Source organism: Lysinibacillus sp. fkY74-1, assembly GCF_053165895.1.
The window spans coordinates 577,061-602,618 of sequence record NZ_CP170173.1 but is presented as its reverse complement, the minus strand read 5'-3'; the positions used below and the strand labels follow the sequence as shown (position 1 = coordinate 602,618).

The 25,558-nt window shown below is 33.0% G+C and carries 13 protein-coding genes and 6 pseudogenes; 7 read left to right on the top strand and 12 right to left on the bottom strand.

What is annotated here, in order from left to right; translation table 11 throughout:
* Nucleotides 1-454: 454 nt before the first annotated feature.
* Both ACE1MS_RS02820 and ACE1MS_RS02815 read right to left on the bottom strand, forming a co-directional pair.
* Nucleotides 455-619, bottom strand: coding sequence for a hypothetical protein (locus ACE1MS_RS02820; protein WP_289449457.1), 165 nt, complete (start codon nt 617-619; stop codon nt 455-457).
* A 279-nt stretch (nt 620-898) separates the two neighbouring features.
* Entirely contained in the window at nt 899-2,824 is a 1,926-nt protein-coding gene (locus ACE1MS_RS02815; RefSeq protein ID WP_447402687.1) for a sigma-70 family RNA polymerase sigma factor, read from the bottom strand.
* A gap of 833 nt (nt 2,825-3,657) precedes the next feature.
* Between ACE1MS_RS02815 and ACE1MS_RS02810 the strand changes: the two are divergent.
* A pseudogene (locus ACE1MS_RS02810) lies at nt 3,658-4,879 on the top strand (IS110 family transposase).
* Nucleotides 4,880-5,572: 693 nt separating this feature from the next.
* Here the strand turns inward: ACE1MS_RS02810 and ACE1MS_RS02805 are convergent.
* The 3 genes from ACE1MS_RS02805 to ACE1MS_RS02795 form a co-directional block, all read right to left on the bottom strand.
* Entirely contained in the window at nt 5,573-6,697 is a 1,125-nt protein-coding gene (locus tag ACE1MS_RS02805; protein WP_289449462.1) for a hypothetical protein, read from the bottom strand.
* Between the two features lie 176 nt (nt 6,698-6,873).
* A complete protein-coding gene (locus tag ACE1MS_RS02800; protein ID WP_289449464.1) occupies nt 6,874-7,704 on the bottom strand; it encodes a YiiX/YebB-like N1pC/P60 family cysteine hydrolase in 831 nt (276 codons plus the stop codon).
* An 806-nt stretch (nt 7,705-8,510) separates the two neighbouring features.
* Nucleotides 8,511-8,882 (bottom strand): hypothetical protein, encoded by a 372-nt coding sequence (locus ACE1MS_RS02795; RefSeq protein ID WP_289449466.1) that lies wholly within the window; start codon nt 8,880-8,882, stop codon nt 8,511-8,513.
* A 766-nt stretch (nt 8,883-9,648) separates the two neighbouring features.
* On the opposite strand from ACE1MS_RS02795, the gene ACE1MS_RS02790 reads away from it, so the two are divergent.
* Nucleotides 9,649-10,005 carry a winged helix-turn-helix domain-containing protein gene (locus ACE1MS_RS02790; protein ID WP_447402686.1) on the top strand — a complete coding sequence of 119 codons (357 nt, stop codon included), beginning with the start codon at nt 9,649-9,651 and terminating at the stop codon, nt 10,003-10,005.
* A gap of 447 nt (nt 10,006-10,452) precedes the next feature.
* Here ACE1MS_RS02790 and ACE1MS_RS02785 read toward each other — a convergent pair.
* A pseudogene (locus ACE1MS_RS02785) lies at nt 10,453-11,052 on the bottom strand (IS3-like element ISBsp3 family transposase); the annotation flags it as partial.
* A 218-nt stretch (nt 11,053-11,270) separates the two neighbouring features.
* On the opposite strand from ACE1MS_RS02785, the gene ACE1MS_RS02780 reads away from it, so the two are divergent.
* Nucleotides 11,271-12,302, top strand: a complete 1,032-nt coding sequence (locus ACE1MS_RS02780) for an ETX/MTX2 family pore-forming toxin (RefSeq protein ID WP_447402685.1) — start codon at nt 11,271-11,273, stop codon at nt 12,300-12,302.
* Nucleotides 12,303-12,735: 433 nt separating this feature from the next.
* Here the strand turns inward: ACE1MS_RS02780 and ACE1MS_RS02775 are convergent, their stop codons facing one another.
* Nucleotides 12,736-13,776 carry a Fic family protein gene (locus tag ACE1MS_RS02775; protein WP_031417543.1) on the bottom strand — a complete coding sequence of 347 codons (1,041 nt, stop codon included), beginning with the start codon at nt 13,774-13,776 and terminating at the stop codon, nt 12,736-12,738.
* Nucleotides 13,777-14,885: 1,109 nt separating this feature from the next.
* On the opposite strand from ACE1MS_RS02775, the pseudogene ACE1MS_RS02770 reads away from it, so the two are divergent.
* From ACE1MS_RS02770 to ACE1MS_RS02760, 3 genes and pseudogenes are all read left to right on the top strand, one after another.
* A pseudogene (locus tag ACE1MS_RS02770) lies at nt 14,886-15,037 on the top strand (IS3 family transposase); the annotation flags it as partial.
* A 371-nt stretch (nt 15,038-15,408) separates the two neighbouring features.
* Nucleotides 15,409-15,981: a hypothetical protein gene (locus ACE1MS_RS02765; RefSeq protein WP_012292861.1), complete on the top strand. Its 573-nt coding sequence runs from the start codon at nt 15,409-15,411 to the stop codon at nt 15,979-15,981.
* 248 nt (nt 15,982-16,229) lie between these two features.
* Nucleotides 16,230-17,294, top strand: a pseudogene (locus ACE1MS_RS02760) (phosphatidylinositol-specific phospholipase C); the annotation flags it as partial.
* A 388-nt stretch (nt 17,295-17,682) separates the two neighbouring features.
* Here the strand turns inward: ACE1MS_RS02760 and ACE1MS_RS02755 are convergent.
* Nucleotides 17,683-18,307: pseudogene (locus ACE1MS_RS02755) on the bottom strand (IS3 family transposase); the annotation flags it as partial.
* A gap of 263 nt (nt 18,308-18,570) precedes the next feature.
* Here ACE1MS_RS02755 and ACE1MS_RS02750 point away from each other — a divergent pair.
* Complete coding sequence (locus ACE1MS_RS02750; protein WP_012292857.1) at nt 18,571-19,740, top strand: FtsW/RodA/SpoVE family cell cycle protein; 1,170 nt, start codon at nt 18,571-18,573, stop codon at nt 19,738-19,740.
* Nucleotides 19,741-20,322: 582 nt separating this feature from the next.
* Here the strand turns inward: ACE1MS_RS02750 and ACE1MS_RS02745 are convergent.
* From ACE1MS_RS02745 to ACE1MS_RS02730, 4 genes and pseudogenes are all read right to left on the bottom strand, one after another.
* A complete protein-coding gene (locus ACE1MS_RS02745) occupies nt 20,323-22,287 on the bottom strand; it encodes a methyl-accepting chemotaxis protein (RefSeq protein WP_099806135.1) in 1,965 nt (654 codons plus the stop codon).
* A gap of 893 nt (nt 22,288-23,180) precedes the next feature.
* A pseudogene (locus ACE1MS_RS02740) lies at nt 23,181-23,537 on the bottom strand (tyrosine-type recombinase/integrase); the annotation flags it as partial.
* A 758-nt stretch (nt 23,538-24,295) separates the two neighbouring features.
* A complete protein-coding gene (locus ACE1MS_RS02735) occupies nt 24,296-24,496 on the bottom strand; it encodes a hypothetical protein (protein WP_197224524.1) in 201 nt (66 codons plus the stop codon).
* Between the two features lie 541 nt (nt 24,497-25,037).
* Nucleotides 25,038-25,367, bottom strand: coding sequence for a hypothetical protein (locus ACE1MS_RS02730; RefSeq protein ID WP_447402684.1), 330 nt, complete (start codon nt 25,365-25,367; stop codon nt 25,038-25,040).
* Nucleotides 25,368-25,558 lie beyond the last annotated feature (191 nt).

Sequence of the window (25,558 nt, the reverse complement as noted above, 5' to 3'; positions counted from 1 at the left end):
CCAGGAATACGGAATATAGCTTAAAAAGGATGAGCGACACCAGTAAAGCACCATCAGCTGAGGTTAAAGAATACCGTTTTAGTTACAAACAAAAGGATCTTCAATTGATGATCAAATTTTGTACATAACTAACTTTCATTAAGAAAATTATTGTCTACTTTTGATAAACACAAAACTTCCTTTAGAGGCAGTCTTATTATTTACGTATAGCTAAAGGTATTAAAGGCTATTAAAATTCATCATATGCTAACAAAACTACATCTTCTTTATTAAGACCGAATTTTTTCCCATCTTTAAATTTCTTTAAATTGTTCATAAAATTACGTATAGTATCCTCTAAAGTTTCTTCTGTAGCTCCATAACCTATTCCACCTTCATAGCCTCCATCTGGAGATTTTAATCCAAGGTTTGTGAACCCTGTAAAGTCACTTTCTTAAGAATTAGAATGCATGTTTTATCTTTCATATATCTTTACTTTGAAAGCACCATAGTGAATAATATTTTCTTCAAATATCTCTTCAAATATCTCTTCAAAAAACCTTAAAGCTGTAATCTCAAATTCTGCTACACATTTTTCAATAGCATCAAGACTATCAATTTTAATATCTCTCCAGCTCACAAAAAAACTCCTTTTACTATATTAAACCTTACCAAAAGATACAATATTACCATTTGGAGCAAGGTCAATATACTTTCCATTTTTACGATATCTGAGCACTCCATCTATCTCACCAGAAACCTTAGATGGTTTTACTTTTTTAGCAGTGCTTCTGAATTCGATAGCTTTGTTTAAATAAATTTTAGCACTAGCGTTTACTTCATCACCTGTTTATTGTAATGATAGATAGCTTATTATTCTTAAGTTACATATTCTCGAGGCTATTTGACTCCCCTTTATTTAAAGTTTACTGACGATAAGTTGTCCTGTCGTTGCATCGATACCAACAATCCGCTGTTTTGTTTTCGATTGTCCCAATCGATATTGTAATACTTCATCGTTTTTATTGTCATCATACTGACAAGACCATTGTAAAAAGGCATCGGCCTCTTTCAAGGCAGATATTACGTTCTCTAAAGGTTGAATAGTTGCACAATCGTAGGAGTCAAGAAGTTTTAGATCTATACGAGGAGACCATAATGTATCGATGAATCCCGTCGTTTTGTTTACTCCAACGTAAAAACGTTCCCCCTCTATTTGTAAGCCATGAGCCACGTACAGCGGAAAAGTGAAATATGCACGGTTCATCTCATTAAAGGATGGTTCCTCGATTTGCAATTGTAAATAAGGAATATATTCTTTAAAATATGTCGCAATAAATGTACAAGCAATATCTCTACAAGCTTCGAATGAAAGTTCCAGTTCACCTGTACGCTCTTTAAACCAATTGAACTCCTTTAATTTCCTTGAATGCTTATCAACCTTTGCCTTCACCGTATCCTCGATACGTTCAAGCAGGAAATTTTCTAGCGATTTATCTTTCGGAGCTTGCCAATCTTTTTTTCTCCATACAATGCCGAGTGTACTTTCATCCATTTCGACTTCCCGTAGCTTTCCCATACAATCTGTTACACCTATTATATTTTCAAGTGTCTTCTGCTTTTTGAGTGGTTGTACGTATGGAAACTTGGTGAAGGAAGCCTCTTTCTCATCTTCCTCTTCAAATAATGTTTTACCATCAATGGCATTAAATGACTGATATACAATTGGACTTTCGTAAATTGGGTACAAACCAGACTGTGCAACAGAATAATTGCCACTAACTAAATACTTCATAGATAAAGCCCACGGAGCTTTAAGTACTTGTTGTAAAATCCTGTCCTTGCTGGCAAGCTGCGTAAGGATTTTTGGTGGAGCTTTCGTGTAGCCATTGTACTTAAAATCAATGATTTCTCCGTACTTGGAAACGATTATTTTTGTATAATAGCTTGCAAGAGGATAGCCTCCCACAAATTGTTTATATAAAAACTTTGTTTCATCCTCTTTTTCAATGATTGTAGACACAGCTAAATAATCTAATGCTTCAGTGTATTGCGCTGTTAAAAATTGATCTGCAATGGCTTGCTGCTGCTGCATTGTGACAAGTGTACCTGTTGTTGAAGGAGGTCTAGTTAAATCTAATAATTTTCCGTTTGGATCAAGTGACACTTCAATTCCTTCTTCTAATTCGTCTGTCGACCACATAAATGTAGCTTGCTCTTTTGAATAATCCTCTACTAGTAATTGATAGTTATCAGGAATTGACACAAAGTTTAACGCTAATTTTGCTAGTTGTTCCTTTAACATATGTATCACTTCTTTCTGCTTAATTGGCTTGTTCATGCTCTGTTCTAGTTGCTTTTTTAATTGGATACGACCACGATGTAAAAACATTTTGATCGTATTGATTGGCTTATCTAAGAGATAAGCAGTTTCTTGTACTTTAAAATCATAAAAATAAAATAGTATAAGTACGGTTTGATAATCTTTTCGAAGTAAAGACAATGCCTCATGGACAAATTCGTAGTTCATTGATTGTTCTTGTTCAATTAGCTGTTGCTGTATAAGCTCAGTTTCCACTACAAGTGTACGCTTTCTTTGTTGTAGATAAGCAAAACATTGTCGTATTAATATCTTAAACAGCCAGGTAGAGAAATATTTTGGTTCTTTTAATTGATGCATTGATTTGAAAGCTTGCAGCAAGGTTTCTTGTACAATGTCTGCTGCGTCTTCTCTGTTACCAATATAGGAGTAAGCTTTTGCTAAAAGCTTAGACTTTTCAGCTTCTACTAGCTGCTCAAATGCAGCTTGCTGACCGTCGATAGCTGATCTTACTAATTGTTCCATTTTAATACCTCCTATTATTGTTAGAGTAACATTTTAGATGAAAAGGTTTCACCAAATAATGATTTTTTTATTTTTCTTATATTTTGTAGAAAATTAATGGATGACTAAACGACAATTTTCATTATGAGAGAGTACTTCAAGTATTAAATACTTAGAAGTTAAACTTATAAGAGTTTTCTATAGTATAGTCATTGGTTTATAAAGAGGAAGATTGTATTAAAATATCATCAGATAGCATTGAGTAAGAAATTTAATAAGCATTATAAGGAAAACCTCTAAACTAACTAGAATATGGATTTTTCTCTCCTCAGTTTATTTTCCCTCATAGAGTAGACAATAAAAAAAGAAGCAATCATATATATGATCGCCTCTAAATTTAACTTATAAAAGAAATAAATTTTTGGGAAATAAATTTCTTAGCCTTCTCATTAATCCAAAACAGCTAGCTATGGACATTACTACAAACCTGCTGCCATCATCTTATTAGCTTCACTGGTGCTGACACACCTCTTCTAACAAGGCTCCGAATGTTACAATACTTCCATCACTTATTTTGTACCCTTGTAGTTCATAAGCATGTCGGGAGTATATAAAACATACTAACATTAGTAGTACAAACCAAGGCCATGGTTTGTGCTATTTTTTTATAGTAGAAGTTAAGAAAAGCCGACCAGCCTCTGGGACCATTTATGAGTCCGTATATAAAACCGGCTAACTTCATGCCCTTATATGAATCAGTTTAGTATGTTGGGTCCAAGAGATCGTGTATAAGAAAGTGGAATCGATAAGGTACTGTGAAGGCTTCTATGATTGGTCGAAAGGAGAAGGATGAGATGAAACATGTCATTGCGTTAGATGTCAGTAAAGGAAAAAGTACCGTTGCGATTTATGATGGTCATCGCCAATGTGAATTTGAAGGTGTGCTACATCATACACGGGTTGATTTTGAGCGATTACACGAACGAATGGAAGAGATGACAAAGCAAGATGGACAAGCGCCAGATATCGTATTTGAAGCAACAGGCATCTATTCAAAACCTGTCGAAGCGTTTTTAAAAGATTACGGCTATACGTACTGCCGCATGAATCCACTTGAAGCGAATTTACAGATGGCAACGATGCGTCGCAATAAAACCGAGATCAGTGATGCTCATGAACTCGCGAAGACACATTTCAAAATGGAACGCGAAATAACGTACATACAAGATGATTATTATGAACAGATGCGTGCACTGACTCGTTATTACGAGGAAATTGACGAAGAAATCATTTTACTCAAAAGTAGAATGCATGCCATTTTAAGCTGAGTTTTCCAGAATTAGAAAAGCTGATTACACCGAGTTCAGCACTATTTTTAAATATTGTACAACTATATCCGCATCCCGCACTTTTACAGGCCTATTCTAAAACGATTATTAAAAATCGTTTAAAGGTCAATACGCGAAAAAAGCTATCGCTGATGCGTGCGGAGGCTAAAGCTATTACATTATTAAAAGCAGCTGAAAATAGTTACCCAGCGATTAAACCTACAGATATTCGTTGTGATCAAGCACGAGATTACGCAGCTCGCGTTGCGGATTTACTAGAGAAAAAAGATACGCTTGTGAAACAGATGGTGGAATTGTCGGAAGGACGGAAAGAATATCTAGTATTTCGTTCGATTCCTGGGATTGGCGATTCAACGGCGTGACGATTAATTGGAGAGATTGGTGACACCGCCGCTTTCAAAATGCGAAACAACTGAACGCTTACACAGGCATTGATATTATGCGGTAACAGTCTGGGAATACGCAATATCGAGACCGGATTAATAAACGAGGAAATAAACATTTACGGAAGATTTTATATTTTATGGTGTGCGCCATGCTTATGGCTAAAGGAAAACCGAATCATTTTGTGGACTATTACTACAAATTAAAAAAGCAACCTCTGAGGAAGCCTCATAAGGTTGCGATCATCGCCTGCATCAATAAGTTTCTAAAAGTGACATTTCAGTTACTGACGCGTGGCATTCTTTACGATTATGAGTCCGCACTACCAGCTCAGAAATCGTAATACCTACATAGAACTATATAATAATGACCTTTCGAAAAAAATAAAAATCGTCAGGTCTTTTTGGTGTTTCTAAAAATGAGTGTTAGTGGTGAGGGCTATCCCTCACCACTAACACTCATAAAAATATAAATTATTCTTTAAATAAGGTTGACTAATCGTAAGAAGAGGCTGGGACAAAACTCACCTCTAAATTAAAAAGCCTGTGAAATTTTTTCATAAAAAATAAGGATCACTTCTGATAAAATTAAGTCACCACAACAAAATTATACAGAAAGAAGGATCCTTATGTTTAAAAATTATAACATGAATCAATTAGTTTTGCCTTTAGATTTACTCTCAACTGCTTGACCAGTTACTCCAATGATGTTAGAAATTGCAGCTTTAGATGCTTCTACAATACCTGAATTAAATTTCAACTCAACTGTATCACGATCTACTAATTTTGCAATAACAAGGCTTAAATTTCTGCCTGCATTTTGCTGAAAACGTTGATTTCATCGTAGAAGAAACCCAAGCATTTGGAAAACCCCTCTTCTATTCGTGAAGAAGGGGCTGAGTGCCCTCGCTAAATAAAACAGATCTAAAATCTGTATAAATTATTGGTTATTACTAGAATGTTTTTTATTACTTGTGTTGTGTATTGAATTATGGTTGTTTAGAAACGGAATTTGGCATATCAAAATTTAATTTAGACTAGTTTAACTTATCTACTAAATAAACGCTATATATACTATCAAGCTTAAACTTATTTTTTATTTTTAAAGTTTTTGAATCCCATACAGAGATCACGTTTTTATCATCTTCATAAGAAGCTGTATAAAATTCATTGGCGTCATAATCAACATTTAATAGATTTTTATTAGCTGTATTTTCTAATATCTCCATTTGAGGAGAACCAGTACTAAATGATACTTTTACTATAAAATTTAATTTTTGATTAATAGCGTTTAATACAATATTTATCAAAATATCTCCATTCTCTAGCATTAGGTTTTTTTTGAATTCTATATTAACTATATCATCCATTATAGCTGAAAAGTCAGAAGAAAAAGTGCTTACTTTTAAATCACTACTTATTTCTACAATATCTCCACTATACATAAATAAATATAGTTTATTATTTTTACCAGTAAAAGAAAAATAATTAGGATACTGGTTTAAATTAACTTCATCTATAATTTCTAAGTCCTCACTATATTTCCTTATTTTTAAAATATCTTCACTATTTTCTTGTGCATCTTTTACAATCCCTACTACAATTGGAGCACCTTCAAGTATTGTGATATCATGTATTCTGTAATTTTCAGGGAATTCAATACACTTATTGGGTCCAATTTTGCAAAATTTATTATCTAAATTTTTATCCATATTTGTCATAATAAATTTTGAATCGTCATCCATATAGAATCTTTCTACAAAATCATTTTGACCTGTATTAATAAACGAGATTTTCGAATTATTTGGGTTGTACGACATGACTTTAGAATCGCCTGAATATCCACTACTAGCAAAATAGTATTTATTTTGGAAAAAATAAATGTTAGAAGGAGCGAAAAGTCTATCCGAAATCTCATAGCGTTTTATAATTTCACCATTCGAATTAAATTCTTGTATATATCCTTTTTCTGCAATAGGATCCATTAAATTAAACACTAAATAATCACCCTGTCTATCAGTTGTGAAATTTGTAATATCATTAATTTCAATAATATCTATTTCATCTGTTTCTTTTTTTCGTTCGTTATCTATTATAGTTTCTTCACAACCTGAAAGTAAAAATAAAATAATAAAAAATGTAAAAAACTTAGATAATTTCATATATTCACCTATGTTTCAAAATAATTATTTAGGACTGTCTAAAAAGCCCTTTTTGAAGTAATTTTATGTGAAAATCGAAAAGCAGAAATGTTGTTAAATCAACGTTTCTGCTTTCGCTATTTGGGCATTTTTTTATTAAAATACCCCTTCTAAGACAACCATATATGTAATAAATCTTAGAACATATTTTTGGGCACATTAGAATATTTTATTGTATTACCACTAGCAGCAATGTCAATCGGCAATACAGGACCCATTTTTGGTCCAACTCTATAACCAGCAGATTGCCAAGCTTTGTATACAAGTTTTGAACAATACCATTCATCATTATTGTCAAAACCAGTTTTCACATTATATGGTTCACCTACTTGATCAACCGCAAATTGATATGCTGCTAAATATGCAGAATCAGGGGCATCTTTAACATAGTATAATTCTTCATCATTTATATGTGCCTGACCCCAATACACAGAAGCAGGATTATGTGTAACCCCTGAACGAACAGCTTCAACAACGTAATTAGGAATTGTACTCATTAACGCAGTATGTCCATGTCGAATAACATCATAAGATTTAGCGACGTTACTAATTAAAATATCTCCTTTATATCTAGAAGTTCCACCACCAATCTCTAAAGCAAATGGAGAAATAACAGTATCATCACTATTTGTATAACTGATTGAGTTATTTTCTAATTGAGAATCATATATTATAACATCAAGGTCATTTACTTGATCTACAATTGATATTTTTTTTTCATGATCAATGTTTGGATTTTCTTCTAAATAGTCATGTAACATATTGTAATTCTCTATTGAAAGTTGGTCTCTTTCGTTAATTGATAATTCAATACCAGACTGAATATAATTTTTTGTCTCTTCCAGCTTTTGAACAAGTTGTTCAAAACTATCTTCTTTACTATTTGCAAGACTAGCATTAGTCCCAGCATTAAAAAGACTAATAGAAAGGACAGCAATAGCAGACATTTTAACAATTTTATTTTTCATAATATTACTCCTTTAAAAAATTAGTATTTCTTTAACTCTTTGCAATTTTTCGAATCGATTCTTATTTAGAATATATCACAATAAATGGTAAAAATAAACTATAAATAAATAAAAAGGTAAAAATAAGAATCAGTTATACCAATCACACATGATTATTATCTTATCCGATAATAATTTACAATTTTTATAAAGACGCTACTGAATGATTTCAGCCAAGTAGCTCCCCATATTCTCCTACGATAATATGTAGCATATATTTTTAGAATGATGCATCGATAGAAAATTGGCCAAAATTTATTCCGAAGGACTTTTTAATTTTCATGTAGAAAAATTGTAGTGCCCTTGAAGGCGTACTTGAATATAGGTCCAGGTAATAACTTGCACTTGCCTTCACTAAACTCTCCTTCAATTGCATCACGATCAGCCCTCAACTCCCCTTTAGTCTGTTTTTGTTTACCTTTGACCTCACCTCCCTTAGGGGGTCTACCGAGTTTTGGTCTACTTAACCGAACCAAAATCCCTTACAGAATTTCCGTTTTTTACGAGTACGATACTTTTCATACTACTCTTAATCAGCCAAACCCCCCATTCAATTGAATAGAGGGTTTGGCTGATTCCCTAACTTTTTTTGGGAATGTTATTTATTATGGGTTATAAGATAAGCATATTCCAGTGTGTACTGTTAACCTGTTGTATTTAAAAATAATTAATCTGCTTTTTGTTCCAAAGGATAAACTAGGCCCTTAAATTTAATAAGAACGTGTTAATTGAAGCTAGAATAGTAAGACTACCTATATGCCAGAATCTTATCTATTGGTATACGTAAAAATATTGTAGAAGGCGCCAATGCTATCAATTTCACGCAAATGTGTACCACCGCCATAAGTCATTTTTAAATGATACGTTGTAAAGAGACCTAAATTGTGGCTGCTAAACTGCTGGACCGTATAAATGTGTTGACCAGCTGTACATGTGCCGTTATCGTCGCATTGCAGGCCATGTTTATTTGCCAATGCTTTATAGTACATAGTTTCTGAAGGCTTTGTTAATAGAGCAGTCACACATATCAACGCAAGTACAAGCACGGTAATGAGCGGTTTTTTCTTTAACAAAAAGCTAAATACAAAAATTGTAGTAATGATAATTAAGATTAATAGAATAAAAAATACGATAAACATTGAATCTCCTCCTGTTATTACTAACTCACATGAGCAAATTAACTTTAAATAATTAACACGAAAAAGGTAGAACGCCAATTATTGGTTAGAATGAAAATTTCTAAACAACAAATCAACAAAGATTTTTCTAATTGTCAGTTCCCACTTTATTTTCCTAAACCTATTTTGCGTCATTTGAGACACTTTATTTATGGGTGTCGAGATTGGTTTTAAGGGAAAACTAACTCAAATTCCTGCGATTAGTTGCCATCCAAAGCACCTCACAACACTCAGACATTCCCTGCGGAAAAGTCCCTTGAATGAGCTCTATTTACTACAACAATCCAAGTGCTTTATTCAACGCCAAGTAGAAAAAGCAAACCGTTATTTTAACTACAGAAAACACGATTCCTAAGAAAACAATGCTTTTCGGCTCATCATACACTCGAAATTGTGTTCTACGTCATCGCTGAGCTTACTATCTGTATATGTATGTTGTTGCACGTTCGCCAACTTATTGCAGATTTGTTTTTTTCGGAATAGCTGTATCTGTTTTAATAAAAATAAAATTATACTCATAGTAGCATCTAGTCTTTTCTTTAATATTAAAAGTTTAGTATATAAAAAATACGAGTGGTTAGTAGACTCGTTTAAAGACGTATTTCACCACAACTCAATCCAAATATATATACCATATTTTACTTTTATTTACTTATTAATCACCCACCTACATAATAATACTTTTATTTCTAATTTTATTCATATTTGTCATTTTACTGTACTTGCTATGCAAAAGACAACAAATTTAACTAAAAAATATATGTATAGAACAATATGTGACTTTGCCCTTAATCCTGAATCTGCTACATTAATCGTTAACAATCCGCTCGTCGACTGTACAGCTAAGGAGCTAGAGCTACTACATTTCTTTTGTAAAAATACAAATCGCATTTTTACAACTTCACAGCTCTATGAATTCGTGTGGGGAAATGATGTGTATGGCGAGGAGAAAATCGTAACGATCCATATTTCAAAGCTAAGGAAAAAGCCTGGGGATGATACGCGCAATCTAAAAATAATCGTAAATTTAAGGGGAATTGGATATAAAGTTATACCACCAAAAGAGAATTCATTATGCGAATAAACACTCGATTTACGTTACATATTGCACTGGAGATTATTCTGTGGATGTTTTTGAGACGTATTTGTATTGTTAATGGACTCGAGTGTATTCTTCCACTCATTAAAAAATCTGTTAGTGAAGAGTATGAGAATTTAATCGTAGCATGGATTTTTGGATTTAGTACCGTGGTGTGTAAAACTGTATTTGGAGGGTATTTTGGAGGTCCTCTTGGATTTATCATGTCTTGGATTCATTAGCTATTACAGGAAAACTATACACAGCATGCTGGACTTTCAAAAATCTATGCCTGCAAGGGAAAGCTCCTTATGCGTTATATGATATGTCAAGAAGTACTTCAACACCTACAATCTTTATCAGAAAAATACTATCACTAATAGGAATGGGGCACTACTCCATTGGTAAACTATCTAGGCAGTTTCCTTGGTTAAACATTGACTGAAGTAATCACATATCTTTAACCCCTTTTTGAAATGCTGGGTGTGTATAATGGAAACCTTGATTTGAATGAATCATCGTTTCTGGATGTCCACTGTCATTAAAATGTTCTTCTAATTCTTTATCGTACAATTAACAAACTCCATGGATAAACCTGTCTATACTTCATAAACAATGATTTCTCGTATATAAGGATTTGTATGTCTTACTTTCGAATATAAATTGAATTTATGTATTAATCGTTTAATTATTTTATGATTCATCGGAATTTGAAGTAGTTCTTTCTAGTGCAATGTAAAGTCCTCTATAACCCACTTTTTCATAAATCGTCTTTAATAGTACGTAGCCCTGAAAATCTGCTCTTTTCATGTATCGCTTGTTTCTTACTATTTTGGAGCCAGTTATAATAAGCACTTTGACTTATATATGCTAAATATTATAATAACGCGTCATATTTTTAACCGATACAGCAGAAAAGTATCATAAATAGCTTGATACTTTCTACTTAGTTTTAAATTAGTTGTTTCTTCGCCTTCCTTTTCATCTCGTATAGCTTCTAAAAATGGATATTGTAAATTCAGCTTCAAGTAAATGAGTACGTGCCTCCTTTTTTGTGACAATTAAAAAACCTTATGACCTCTTAAAAATGAATAAATTAGTATAATGTCGTTGGAATTACGTACTTAATATCATTAGAATCCAAAATACGCGTTAACAAATTGCGCTTTTAGATAAGGATTTCGTTCAAATTACAGAATATTTGCTCAATTATGTGAAGAAAACTATTATTTTTAGTGTGGCAGAAAAAAATCGAAAAGGAGAAAATATCTATGAAAAAGAGGAACTATTTAGTGCAAAAAACTTTAACTATAGCTGCAATTGCATCTATAGGAACCACATTTGCTTTAGCATCCCCAAGTTTAGCTAGTGCAAATCATATTAGTACTTCTCAAGAACAAGGTGTTCTAGCAGAAAATACTCCAACTAGTATAAGCATTAATGAACAAGCAAACGCAGTAGGTATTAAAGATGTTCAATCTGAATTGAACAAAATCGGAAAATACTATTATACTAATGAAATAGCTGGAACAAAATACTATTCAAAAGGACTTCCACTAATTTTTAATCCAGCCCCAGATAGTGTTGAGACAGAGCTAAACTTTAGTATTACGAGTAATACATTAAATAATCTTAACTATGATTCAACAACGATTAATTACGTAACAGTAGGCCAACTTGATAATACAAAAACTCCTCTAGAACAGATACTTACAACAATTAGTTACAGTGAGAGTGTACAAGAAACAACATCGACAGCGACACAAAATGGTTTTAAAGTTGGAGGGTCTGGTGACCTATTTTTTAAAGTTCCTCTATTAGTAGAAGGTTTAAAATTAAATGCAGAATTTAATTCTTCTACTACAAACACAAATACAAAGAGCGTGACAAGAACATTAACAGCACCTTCACAAAATATAAGAGTGCCATCGGGTAAAAAATATAAAGCAGTCGCTGTTTTAAAACAATTAAATTTTTGGGGTGATGTTTCGTTTACTGGTGAAGGAGTCAATCCTATGACTACAATAAAAGGGACTGCTGTATATCGTGCACCAAATGGTCATTATTGGGAAAATCATACATGGAGCAAATATACGGCTCAATTTTGGTATGAACTGACTAATGCTCAGAAAAATGATTTAAATGGAATAGAATTCAATTACTTTCCAAGTACTGGTGGAGTTATAGTAAAAGCACAAGGGACTGGTAAATTCGAAGGTGTAATGGGTAGTACACTAGAGGTCGATATTTTAGATGTTACAAATCCAGCAAACCCCATTTTAGTGGAATCAAGACCTTTTTAATAATTTATTTTTTTAGTATCTGAATCAGTTTCATAGTTCATAGTATTCAAGAGCCTAGGCTACTCCTATTAAGAAAACTTATGTTTATAAAATTTAATTGGTGAATATAATGTACATGGCTAAAGACATGGAGAACAGTTGTATGACGAAATCGGAGAACAAAGTCTTCTGCATAAATTGGCCCTTACTAGGCGTAGTCTGAAAATGGACGCTCAACCTAATTAATTGATATCCGAAACGGACACGGACATTCATAAATTTCATTTATTGGAATTTTGAGTATTTCAAATGTTGAATGATCATTGTAGTGGCTTACTGAATTTAGTTAGCCGCTTTTTTGTTGTTTATAAAAAACAGACAACTGTGATATACAATCCTCAAAGGCTGCTTTAAGTAATTCTGGGTTGTTGGTTCTAATCCCATACTTTTAAGGTTACACTTTCATCCAGCACGCATTTCTCCCTTTTGAAACAAGCTTAATTTCGCCTAATAATTGTAAATCATTTAAAGCTTTACTAATTGTTCTTTCGGCTATATCAGGATACATACTCCGAATGCATTCTTTTGTGAAAGGTTGTTCGTGATTAAGAACAAAATTCTGAATTCTCTCTATCTTAGTCTGTCTACTTATAGAATCCTTAACTCTATTATGTAGATTTTTATAAGCATCTAAAATAATTGTTAAGAATATTTTTAACCAAAAGCTACTATTATGCTCATTACAATACCAATTTGCTGATGATTTATAGATTGCTTCATAGTATTCTGATTCTCTTTTCTTTATATGTTCATCTAAACAAACATATTTTACAAATGTATGGCCGCTTTTTATTAGTAATAATTGCATTAACATTATAGTCACTCTCCCATTGCCTTGACTAAATGGAATTATGCAATAAAGATTGAATATAAAATAAGCTATCAGTAGAATAGTAGGACATTCTTTTTTACAGTTTAATAAATTATACTGGTCGCATAATTGTTCTACAGCCACTTGAATTTTTTCAGGTGGAAGAGGACGATAAACCTTCGTGTACATCCCATTCTCCAGTATTCCGGGGATAGAAAATGGTTTTTGTCTCCATTTTGCACCATCCGAGGTAATAAAATGAATTAATTGAAAATGCAATTCTTGTATAGTATCTGGACTAATAGTAAAAACATTAGATTTTTCACGCACAAGCGTCAGAGTTTCATAGTAACAAAATATCGCATCTTCTGAGATCGACTGGGGTATTATATCTCCTAAAATAAGTTCTTTTAATCGTTTATTGGAAACTTTTATATCCTCATAAATTGAAACATAGTTTTTTATGTATTGTATTGGCATAGCATTTTCCAGTCTAGTAAATATATCAGATCTTTGTTCTTGATAAGCAGTTAACTTTCCTTTGTATTCACTAATTTCACTAACTAAGTTTATTATTTGATTCTCCCCATTATACTTATACTGATCTTCGAAAAAATTTCTCATTTTCCCTCCTACTTTCCTTTGTTACAAACATACATATTATTATTGTAAAATGAAAATCTTCACAGAAATAAAAATTTTTATTATTCTATATTAGTTAATTCACTATATAATTGTAGCCCACTATAAGATAATTACAGAATATTAATGGGTAAAATCTTTTGACTTTGCATAATAAAAAACGATATAGAATTAATAGCTTGGAAAAGAGGGTTTAATCAAATAATCCCTATTAGCAGTTGGTGGCAATAAAAAGGAAATATCCGCTACGTTATTGCTAACATTGGGATGATTGTCTATTAACATAGAGGCTCATATTCTTCCGTTACTGTATTCACTATAAGAATCATTACCTTCCGAATAATATGTTTGATCAAATACAATTTGATATCCTGCTTCATATGCTTTTGTATTCATGTTGTTAAGACCGTGGTATTTAGTATTACCATACCAACTAAAAAAATCAAGAAATGAACTTTATGAATGTCCATGTATTTGTCTCGAATATCAATTAATTGGTATAAGCGTCCTGTTTCAAACTACGCCTATTAAGGTCAATTTATGCAAAAATAACTCTGTCTCACTAAAAACAATAGTGTTTTTCGCTAAATCTAGCAAATATTCTGTAATAATAGCAAAATTTATACCTTAAAGCGTATTTTGTAACGCGTATTTTTGATTCTAGTCATAGTATGTACGTAATTCCAACGACACTTTACTAATTTTTTACTTTTAAGCATTCATCAGACTTTCTAATTGTCACAAAAATAGTTAATAAAATATTATAATTTTTTTTAAAAACATACTTTAAGACTAAGAGCTTATTGAATACCTCCTTGTATATTTTTTTCATTAATTCTGTTTAACTCATGATTTTAATTCATTTAGCCAAGGTTTTCCACCATAAATCCCCAAAATATTTTCCTTTTCTAAACAGAAAATATGAATTCTTTGCATAATAAGAAGATTTAAACTTAGTTCAGTTCACCTAATTCAATACATATCTATCAAGTATATTTAATGGTGAAATTATTGCTTAAACGATGTCTGATACTCAAAATGTAAACCTTGTGTTAGATAATCTACAGCATTATCCGTTTTACTGCAAGGTGGTTTTACACAGCTACCATGGATCGATTTATACTTATGCAGCGTACCAACAAGCCATCAAAGCAAAAGGCATTATCATAAGCATGTCCCGTAAAGGATGCCCTCTGATAATGCCCCAATCGAAACGTTTCATGAGACACTTAGAGCAGAAACGTTTATTCCGACTGATTACCTTATTTTCTCGCTTATTAATTCTAGCTTCTTTCAAAATTTCAGCCAAGTATGTCACTTTAAATTATAATTTGTCATCTTTATACTTTAAACATATTTCAAATTTGTGTCATTTATCTTCCCTTATACTATTTTTTCAATCGTTATCATAGTGTTTTATTTGGATTATATGCCATTTAAAGTAAATAAGAGGGGATTTTTAAGTGATAAATTTATATATAAAAGTGGTTATGAGTTACTTAATATGAAAATTGAGGGAATTTGTGAAGAAGGTTATCATATCTATATATCATTTGTTTAAATGGCGCGCATTTTAAATGGTATACAATATTATCGAAAAAGGGGATAAAAATAATGAAGAAAAAACAAAAAATGTTAGTCACAGCAGCAATGGTAGCCACATTAGCTACAAGTGCATTACCTACTACATTGGCGTCTGCCGCAGAAACAAATGCTCCTATTCAACAACAAGAATCACAAAAGAGTATTCAACCATTCTCACAGAGTAATTTAGAAATAGCTGTAAATGCTGCTTTATATGGTCCAGAAGTAAAAAAAATTAAAGTATTTGAACATGAATTCAATGTAAAACCAGTTGAAGTAGTAAATTTAGGCGGCGGAAAACAATATGTTAAGGGCCAAATCTCTCATCATTTAACTCTTCGTCCAGATGATCAATTTTACTATGAATTTACAGTAAAAGATGGAAAAGTAACTGATACGCCTAAATTTTATATTGATAGAGGTGGCTTTACACCATTTGCAGCACCACTTTTATCTATTATTGCTGCATATAATGGGATTCCTGTTAATCCAAATGATTTAAACACACTTGGTCAACAAATTGGGAGAGTGATCGATGGTAGTTGGGAACATGCAGCACAATCTATTGCTACTATCGTTAGTTTAACCTTTAACGAGGAATAGACCTTTCTAGGAATGTAACTGACATCAATTATTAAACGAATGTATCTCATTTATAACTGTTGACGAATCCGTAAAAGATCCGTGCTACTTTACCATTGTATGTTACAAATAGGAGTCTTGTTTAAGACTCCTGTTTTGTTTGTAAAAAAATATATTAAATAGATTTTCTCATCATTTTGTTGAGATAAATATGTATAATTACACATTTTATTATATGAGATTATTTAGTTTAAAAAAGGAGAGATAGCATGAGGAGCGTCTTAAAATGTAGCATTCTTACTTGTGTAATATTGGCAAATTTATGTACAACTTCTACTGTATTTGCTGATAGTCACCCTGGTTATTCATATGAATCAAATATAGGCTATCATAATTCAACCTGGATGTCAGAAATAGAGGGTTCAAAAAAAATAAGCGAGCTATCTATTCCAGGAACTCATGGTTCTATGGCTTTACATGGAATAAGTGTTTTTGATGAAGATTTGACTAGGAATCAAACCATGAACCTTTCACAGCAATTAAATTCGGGTATTCGTTATGTAGACATGCGAGTGAAATGTGTTAAGGATTCCTTCGCAATGCATCATGGAATTGTTTATCAAAAAGCAATGTTTGAGGATGTATTACAAGAGATAATTCAATTTTTAAAAGATCATCCGAATGAAACAATTTTAATGCGTTTAAAAGAAGACACTGATCCCGAAACCGGCTCACAATCATTCGAACAAATATTTAACAATTATAAAGAGCGTAATGCTCCTTATTTTTGGGACCCAGATTCTGTAGCATCTTCAGAAAGAAATAATCCGAAACTAGAAGATGTCCGAGGTAAAATTGTAATACTACAAAATTTCACAGCCTCTCAAACATATGGTATTAACTATGATTCTTTATATATTCAAGATAAGTTTGAAGTCGGTATCGGACCAAACGGAATATATGATAAATGGAATTCAGTGAAAGCTCATCTTCTACAGGCAAATAATAACTCGCAAAATGGAAAAATCTATTTGAACCACTTTAGTGGGACAGGAGGCGGATTAGCATTATTAACTAATTTCTATCCTTGGTTTGTTGCAAGTGGGAAAGAAAGTCGCAATACAAATAGCAATCAAAAGCTGATTCAAAAAAATGCTACAAATGAATGGACGGATTTCCCTCGTGATATGAATGACCAAGTATTTTACGGTGGAATGAATACAATGGGAACTGAATTCATTCAAAAAAGTGGGCTGCATCATGTTGGGATTATCGCTGCTGATTTTCCAGGCCCCGGTTTAATAGATAGTATTATTCAGTTGAATGGGATAAATTAAAATGAAAAAAAGAATTATAATGGTCAATAAGAAATACTGGAGCCCTACACTCATTACAACTATCTTTAAATAAAGTCGCCAAAAGAACAAGACTTTATTGCTTTGACAATCTAATAAGTTTGAATAAACTTATATTTTCCTAGATCATAACTTTCTTTTATTCAAAGTGTTGAGAATCATCAATAGTTGCCGGTAGCTCGTAGCTCTTTATTTTGGAGATTTTCGATTTGCAGCTACATCTCCATTTTTTCTTTTCAAACCTTTATAATAGCTTCAAATGTAATAAATTCATTTACCATTTCAATTGCTCTGCTTTGAACTATAGAAAAAAGCTTAACGACAATATGGGACTGAACCCCATAAGTGAGGCAGTCTCAAAAAAGCATCACCCTACCAGTTTCCGATCATTAATTGGAGACTGGTTGTTTAATTGCAATTGAATTCGAGTATTGTAATAATAATTTATATAATCTCTTACGTTTGATCTACAATGACCGTTGTAGCTCGAGTTAATCCGTCTAGATAAAACGTTTCTGCTTTGAGTGTCGCATGAAACGATTCAAATGGGCATTATCAGCGGGCGTTCCTTTACGGGACATGCTCATGATAATGCCCTTTGTATAAACCGACCCCTGATCACTGTGTAAAAGACAACCTTGCGGTAAAACAGGTAATTGCTGAAGTTTATCTAACACAAGGTTTACATTTTGAGTATTAGACATCGTATAAGCAATAATTTCACCATTAAATTAATCGAGTATACTAGATAGATATAACGTTTTCCCGCCAAAAGGTAAGTAGGTAATATTTATAAGAAGTTTCTCCAAGCGTTTTTGTGATGTAAATTCACGATTCATCAGATTATTAGCCACGTAATGTGGTTGTCCTGTTTGTTTACGTTTTTAAACTTTCACACGACATGGCCAACCATACTTTTGCATGATACGTTGCACAGCCTTATGATTCACGACCCGACCTTGTCTTAAGATTGCCGTGATTTTTGGATAACCATTGGAAAGATAATAACTCCAACTGGTACCCACCATAATAGATGAAAATATAAAGCCAGTGATCTGTTTTTGTAAAGATTGTACGAAGATTTTCTGCCCCAAGCAGCCCCATTTGACGAACTCGAATAGAATAAAATGCAAAACCAAAAAATGGTGAAATTGGTTATTTTTTAAAAATATTTAGAATATTTCTTAAACTCGCAACCTTATCTATACCTCTAGCGTTCTTCTAATAGTTTGATCGCTAAAAAGGAGGTATTTAAATGTTACAAATCAATAAATTAGATAAAAGTTTAGTAATTAGCTTGTCATTACTCGGTTTCATTAGTTGTCTGTTTGTCCATTCCAGTAGTACGGTATTTGAGCAGTATACAAGCTCATTTATTGTTAAGCAGTTATTCTATTACCTAATAGGTTTTTTAGTGATGTATGGTGTAGCGACGCTTGATATCGAGCAGCTAAAAAAAGTCTCCTGGCCATTTTATTGGGCAATGGTCTTGTTAACATTTTGCTTATTTATTGCACCCGAAAGTATAGCCCGAACGGTAAATGAGGCGAAGCGCTGGTACCAAATTCCAGCTTTAGGATCATTTCAGCCGTCAGAGTTTTTAAAATTCGCGCTTTTAATCGTTGTCAGTAAGGTCATCGTTTCACATCGAGAAAAATATGTGCACCCTACCTTTTTAACGGATATGCGACTCCTCATAATAATTGCGGCTATCACCTTTCCCCCTATGCTCGCTGTTTACAAACAGCCAGATACAGGCATGACAATGATCTATATGTCGATGCTTATTCCTATGCTTTTCTTTTCAGGTATACAAAAAAAATTGCTTATTATCTTTACAGCCATTCCGGTATCAATTCTCAGCATTGTGACTATTTTATATGTAAAGTATAATGAATTTTTTACAAACAACATTTTAAATAAACTATCAGGGCATCAAATTTCTCGAATTCAAGGATGGTTGCAACCTAATGAATATCCGGACTCATCTTTTCAAACAAGACAAGGGTTTTTGGCAATTGGTTCGGGACAGTTTACCGGAAAAGGATACATGAAGAATAATGTCTATGTCGTGGAAAAGCATACCGATTTCATTTTTGCAAACATCGCTGAAGAACTCGGTTTCATTGGAGGGGCTTTCGTCATTACTTTGTTATTTTTTGTGATTTACCGAATTGTTCTTATAACAATAGAAGCAAAAGATCCATTTATGACGTTGATGGGAGCAGGGATTTCTAGTTTATTAGCCTTCCAAATCACACAAAATATAGGTATGACAATTGGCCTTTTGCCCGTAACTGGTATGACATTGCCATTTTTAAGCTATGGAGGAAGTTCACTTATATCAAACTTCATGTTAATTGGCATTGTGATGATTATCAATAAATCTTATAGTAGCTACATGTTTAAAACAACAAAAGATTAGGGAAGGTGTGTACATGAGAAGTGTTGTTCATACTCATACTGCGCCTACCTTTTAAATGCTATAAGACAGCTTTTCTTTTAGAACTAAACATTAATGGAACCCCACTAATAAAGATTCTCTTGAATAATATTAAGATTTGTAGATAATGTTATTTACGTTATGAAAGCTTGCAACAGCTGCACCATTGTTGCAATGCTTGTGCTGTTTGGCACACTCATCTAGTCATACCTAGCCTTCTATGAGATTCGTGTTCCTCGGACCGGTGTTTTGCCTTCAGGTTCCGCGTCACCACGGATACCCTTGCTCTTGGCTAATCTCTACTTCTTTCTTCGAGATTCTTGCCTTACACCCTATAGTTCATGTGCATTGCCGGGCGCACCAAAAAGAGAGCCCAGAGTGTTGCTCACTGGGCTCTTGAAATGTTTTCTTAATAGTTAAATGATAAGAGCCGTATGAATTGAGAGTTCACGTACGGTTCTGTTAGAGCCTTTGGTTAAACCCTCATTGGCTTACTCGACTGAGAGGTCGGAGGTGGAGTCACCTGCTTCCTACTCGATTCAAATTGGCTAGCTAAGATAGGCTTTAATATTTAAACTGGTTGATTAGCGATTTTAACTCATCTGCCATATGAGAGAGTGATTGAGCAGATGCATTAATTTCTTCCATAGAAGCTAATTGCTCCTCTGTGGACGCGGCAACTTCTTCTGATGTAGCAGCATTTCCTTTAGCTGAAAAAGCCAAATCCTCCGTAATAGCTGCAACCTCTTGAACACTAGCTGACATCTGTTCTGATGCGGAAGATACTTCTTGCATTTGCGGCGTAATTTCTCGCATGCTGGTCATGATGACTTGGAACTTTGCAATCGCTTCATCCGATACGCGTAAACCACTTTGTACGTCGTTAGTAACTTGGGCCATAATGTGTACCGATTGCTCCGTATCTGCTTGAATACCATGTACTAATTCGAAAATCTGTTTTGCTGATTGTTGGGATTGCTCTGCCAGTTTACGCACTTCATCTGCAACAACAGCGAATCCTTTCCCGTGTTCTCCTGCTCTTGCAGCTTCAATAGCAGCGTTGAGAGCGAGCAGATTCGTTTGGTCAGCAATGCCTGTAATCACATCTAAAATAGACGTAATTTGTTGCGAGCGATTATGTAACGTTTGAATTTTTGTGTTTGATTCTGAAACGGATTGATGTATGGAATTCATTTGTTCTTTCGTATCTTGGACTGCTTTGCCACCCTCATCTGCCTGTATCGTAGCGTGCTGTGAAAGATCCGTAACAGTAGAAGAAATTTCTGCAACATGAAGAATTGCTTTTGACAGTTCATTTAATGATTCAGCATTTTTGTTTGCATTCGTAGTTTGCGTATCTGCACTAGATGCAACTTCTTGTATAGCAATTGCCACTTGCTCGGTTGCTAAACTCGTTTGATCGGCATTAGCTGTTAATTCTTCCGCTGAAGATGCGACTTCTTCTGCATTGACTTCTACTTTCTTTATAAGTGTTCGAAGACTTTCACGCATATCATTGAACGCCTGGCCTAATTGTCCAATTTCATCATTCGATGTGATGCTCACTTTTTCAGTTAAATCACCTTTACTGATTGTCACTGCACTTTCTTTTAACTTGCCAATCGGTCTAATAATTCCTTTTACTACAAAATAAACGGCTATGGAACTTACCACAATGGCAATGACTAGTACAAGTATAGTGGTATACAATATTGAAGCTGCAGATTCATCTATTTCTTTCGAAAAGATGGTTCCTGTAATTTTCCAGCCCGTCAATTTATTCGTTGTAAAAAATACTATACGTTTATCACCTTCATATACATAATCATACGTCCCAGATTCTTTCTCGTATATCTGATTAAAGAAGCTCTCTTTCACTTCCCCTCCACCCTCTAAAGTAGGATGTGAAATAACTTTTTTGTTTTCATCAAAAATAGAAGAATATCCATTTTTTCCTATACTAATAGATTCTGATGTTATTTGTAAGTCTGCCAGTTTAAGATCTAATGCCACAACTCCTGAGCGGTCTTTTAACTGCTTAGCAATTGTCACAATCATTTCTTCAGTCCTCACATCTTTGTAGGGTTCTGTTATAAAAGGTTTCCCTTGAAGCTTTACTGCTTCTTTATACCAAACTCTATCCAGAGGATTATAGTTTTCTGCAGTAGACACGTCCTCTCCTTGAATAAACGCTCCACTATTCGTTGCAACATATATGCTGAAGACATCTGGATTTAGTTTAAAGTATTGATGAAGTGATGATCTTAATGCAACCTCACCCTGTCCATACATCGAAGAATTAATTTCCTCACTAAAGACTTCAATTTCGTTAATTTTTTCACTGATGGTTTTGTCTATAAGTTTGTTTAATACCCCAACACTTTGGTTGGCACTTTGCAGAATTTCCTTTTCTATAGAATCTTTAGCTGATAAGTATGACAATACCCCAACTAAAACAACGGGGATTATTAATACAAGTCCAAATGAAATATACAACTTACTTTTAAGGCTTTTAAATACAGTTTTCATGTAACGGTTCTCCTTTTTCTACATAAGGTTTACAAGCTTTTTTTAAGATGCTTGCTTACAACTATTGTCCGTATTCTTTTTTTCAAACCTACTATCAATTTACTGATTAGGCTTTAAAAAAGAAGAAAGCTTCCATTCGAGGGTACTAAAGAAATTCGGTTTTCGTTAGTATATATCTTGCTCACTTCAGATTTACCAACTTGAAAAGTCCATTTGTATAACAATTGCTATGGCAAATCGACTTTTTCAGCGCCCTCCTTCCATACATGTTTTTTTACAGTTCCTTTGGTTCATAAATTATACTCTTTGTTTTTATCGGTCTAAATGCTTGAATTCGAAGACTTTTTTGTTTCCTACACGAACTACATAGACAATGATTTGTAATGTAAGACCAATTTCAAAAGTCCTCTAGTGGACTGAATAGCACTGAAACTTAGTTTTTTTAATGGGAATCGCAACACTAGTTTTTCTAACGAAATTGATGATAGCATTGTTCTAGTTAAAGATGAAAATGATTACCCTGCTGCGAATAAATAAAAGGCTTGAGCTAAGTGCAATAATAGATTCAATCCTTTTAAGTTTTGTCTTAAGAATTAATCGTTCTAGCTTTCTGCTTTCTTAGTGGGGTTATGAGTAATCTTGTTTTCTTCAATACAATATTGATAAAATCATTTTAATGCAGTTAGTTTCAGTTGAATACTACGTATTTTTAACCCTTTTACACTTAGAGTTGCCAGTCAATTACGTATATCCTTTGCCCTTACTTCATCATATTTTTTTCAATCTCCGAAAAAAATTGTGAGAGTGAAATTTTATAAGAACGAATTGTTTCTGAGCTGAACTGATACAATTATCATCATAGAAGGCTTGTAAAACTTCCTGATTCATAGAAATCACCCCCTTATATTCTTATATTTTAATCTCTTATCTTCCGAGGGTATTTGTGCATAGATACGTGTTGTATTTAAATCAGCATGTCCCATTTCATCCGCTATAAACTGAAGGTTTGCTCCTCTTGCTAACAAATTGGTGGCAAATGTATGTCTACAGCAATGTGGATGAAAAATTTTTTCAAGTCCTGCTTGTTTACCCACTTTTTTTAGAACACCTCTTATTCCACCATTTAAAAGACGGTCACCAAATTTATTCATGAATAGCCGCTCTTTTAGATCACAAGTCCGAGCCTGTAAATAATTTTGTAATGCTATGGCACATTCTAAGGAAAAATGGGTAGTTCTAATTTTATTACCTTTCCCTACTACTTCTGCTGTTTCTCCCTATTAATACCTTTGATATTTAATGCTGACATTTCTGAGACACGGCAACCCGATGTAAGAAGAAATAAAATAATAGACCTATCACGAGTTGATAATTGTTCAGAGATAAGTTTAATACGAGAAAACTCATACTCATCTAAATAATTAGGAAGTGATTTAGATAATTGAGGTCTCAAATGTTTTTTTCACCCTTTCTATATATTCTTCATCAAAACAAAATTGAAAAAAGGATGATAGTGTTGCATGTACAAGCGCTATTGTATTTGGTTTTTTATGTATCGAAAAATCATTAATCCATTCTCTAGCATTCTCTGAGGTCTTATCCTTCAGCGGAACCTTATATTCACGTAGGAAGCGTTCCAGTATCCATTTATATTTGGTTATAGTTGCCATTGCTTTATTTTCTAATTTTAAACATACTAAATATTCATTCAATACTTTTATAGTTATTGAAGAGATATAAATATCCGTACTCTTCCTGTATTCATCAATAGTTTTTATTTTCTCGTGTCCAAACTAATAGAATATGATTAATCTTATTAGGACTAGTATTTCCATTTTTAGAATGTCTATATATTACTATTAGACTTAATACATTTAACTAGACAAAATAATAAAATATTTTTATCAAGAGGCTTATTATATCCATAATAAAAAAGCTCTGCAGACACTTTCTTTACAGAGCTTCTACTATAAACTTCTCGATTAAATATTGGTAAACAACCTATTGGTCATTTGATAAGATGTTTATTATAGTCAATCCACTTTTCCATTTCCCTCTCAACAGCTCTATTTTGCCATTCAAACCAAATACCAGAACATTCACTACAATGACTATCTACCCCGTTCTTTTTATGCATATCTTTATAAGTAAATATAGTTTTTTTACGGCAACTGTAGCAAAAGATTTCTTTTTCTTTATAAAATTCCATATTAAACCTACCTAATGATTTTTACTTATTCATCTCCTTTTTTCATCGAAAATATTCAAGTATTTAATTCCTAGGAATTAAACTTATAAGAACTTAATACTTGAATATCCATTGTTTTAAAGTATCAAATACCATACAGTAAAGTTGTACTAGCCTCATCTTTCGGAAATAAGTTTATTATACATATTACTGACTGATCTTCTGCAATATTTTTGGTTTTTCCCTTTTGACATGTTCCTAAACAAAAATAAACTCACCTTTGACACCTAAACTTCCTCGAACATTGTCAAAGACTTTTACTTTACTAATTGGCTAGTTGAATCAAACTTTAATAAAACCCTCATCTACAAAGTTTTGTATTTTAACTTTTATAATGTTCTTAAAAGATGGATTATAAGTTTTTTTCACTAGTATTGTATCAGCTTGAACTTAGGTATTATTCCAATAATAAATTTTAGAAGTAGAAAAAGGTTCTGTAGAGAGTTATTCTCAACAGAACCTTTCTTTAAGAAATGTTAGTCACATTCCTTTATTAAAATTATTATTTGAAATCAATTACTAAATCATTTGCAGGAACATTACCTGTAACTTTATCTTTTAAATTAGCTTTAGAAATAGTAATTGTTCCATTTGTATTGACATTTGCAATTTCTGCAGCTACAAAACTAGCTTCAGCTGTTACAGTAACAACTGTGTTTCCAGAAGCATTTGTAGATGAAGCTACAGTAAATCCTTCATCTGCAGTTCCAGGAGTGAAAATACTTGTGAACTCTGCTTCAAGGTCAGCAATAACAGTTGAATCAATTTCAGAATTGAAAGTAAATACTAATGTTTCACCAGCTTCAATTTTTGTTGCATTCTTTGTATTCATGACGCCCTAATGTTTCATTGTCAGAATTACGGATAGCTGTGAAGTCAGACTTTCTTAAATCTTGTGAAGTACGGTCACCAAATTTTAGAGCTTCTGAGTAAGTAATGTAAATATCTTCATTATTTTTTACTTCATAATCTTCTCGACAAATTCAAGTATATAGGAAATGGTGATACTGTGCTTTTTTATGC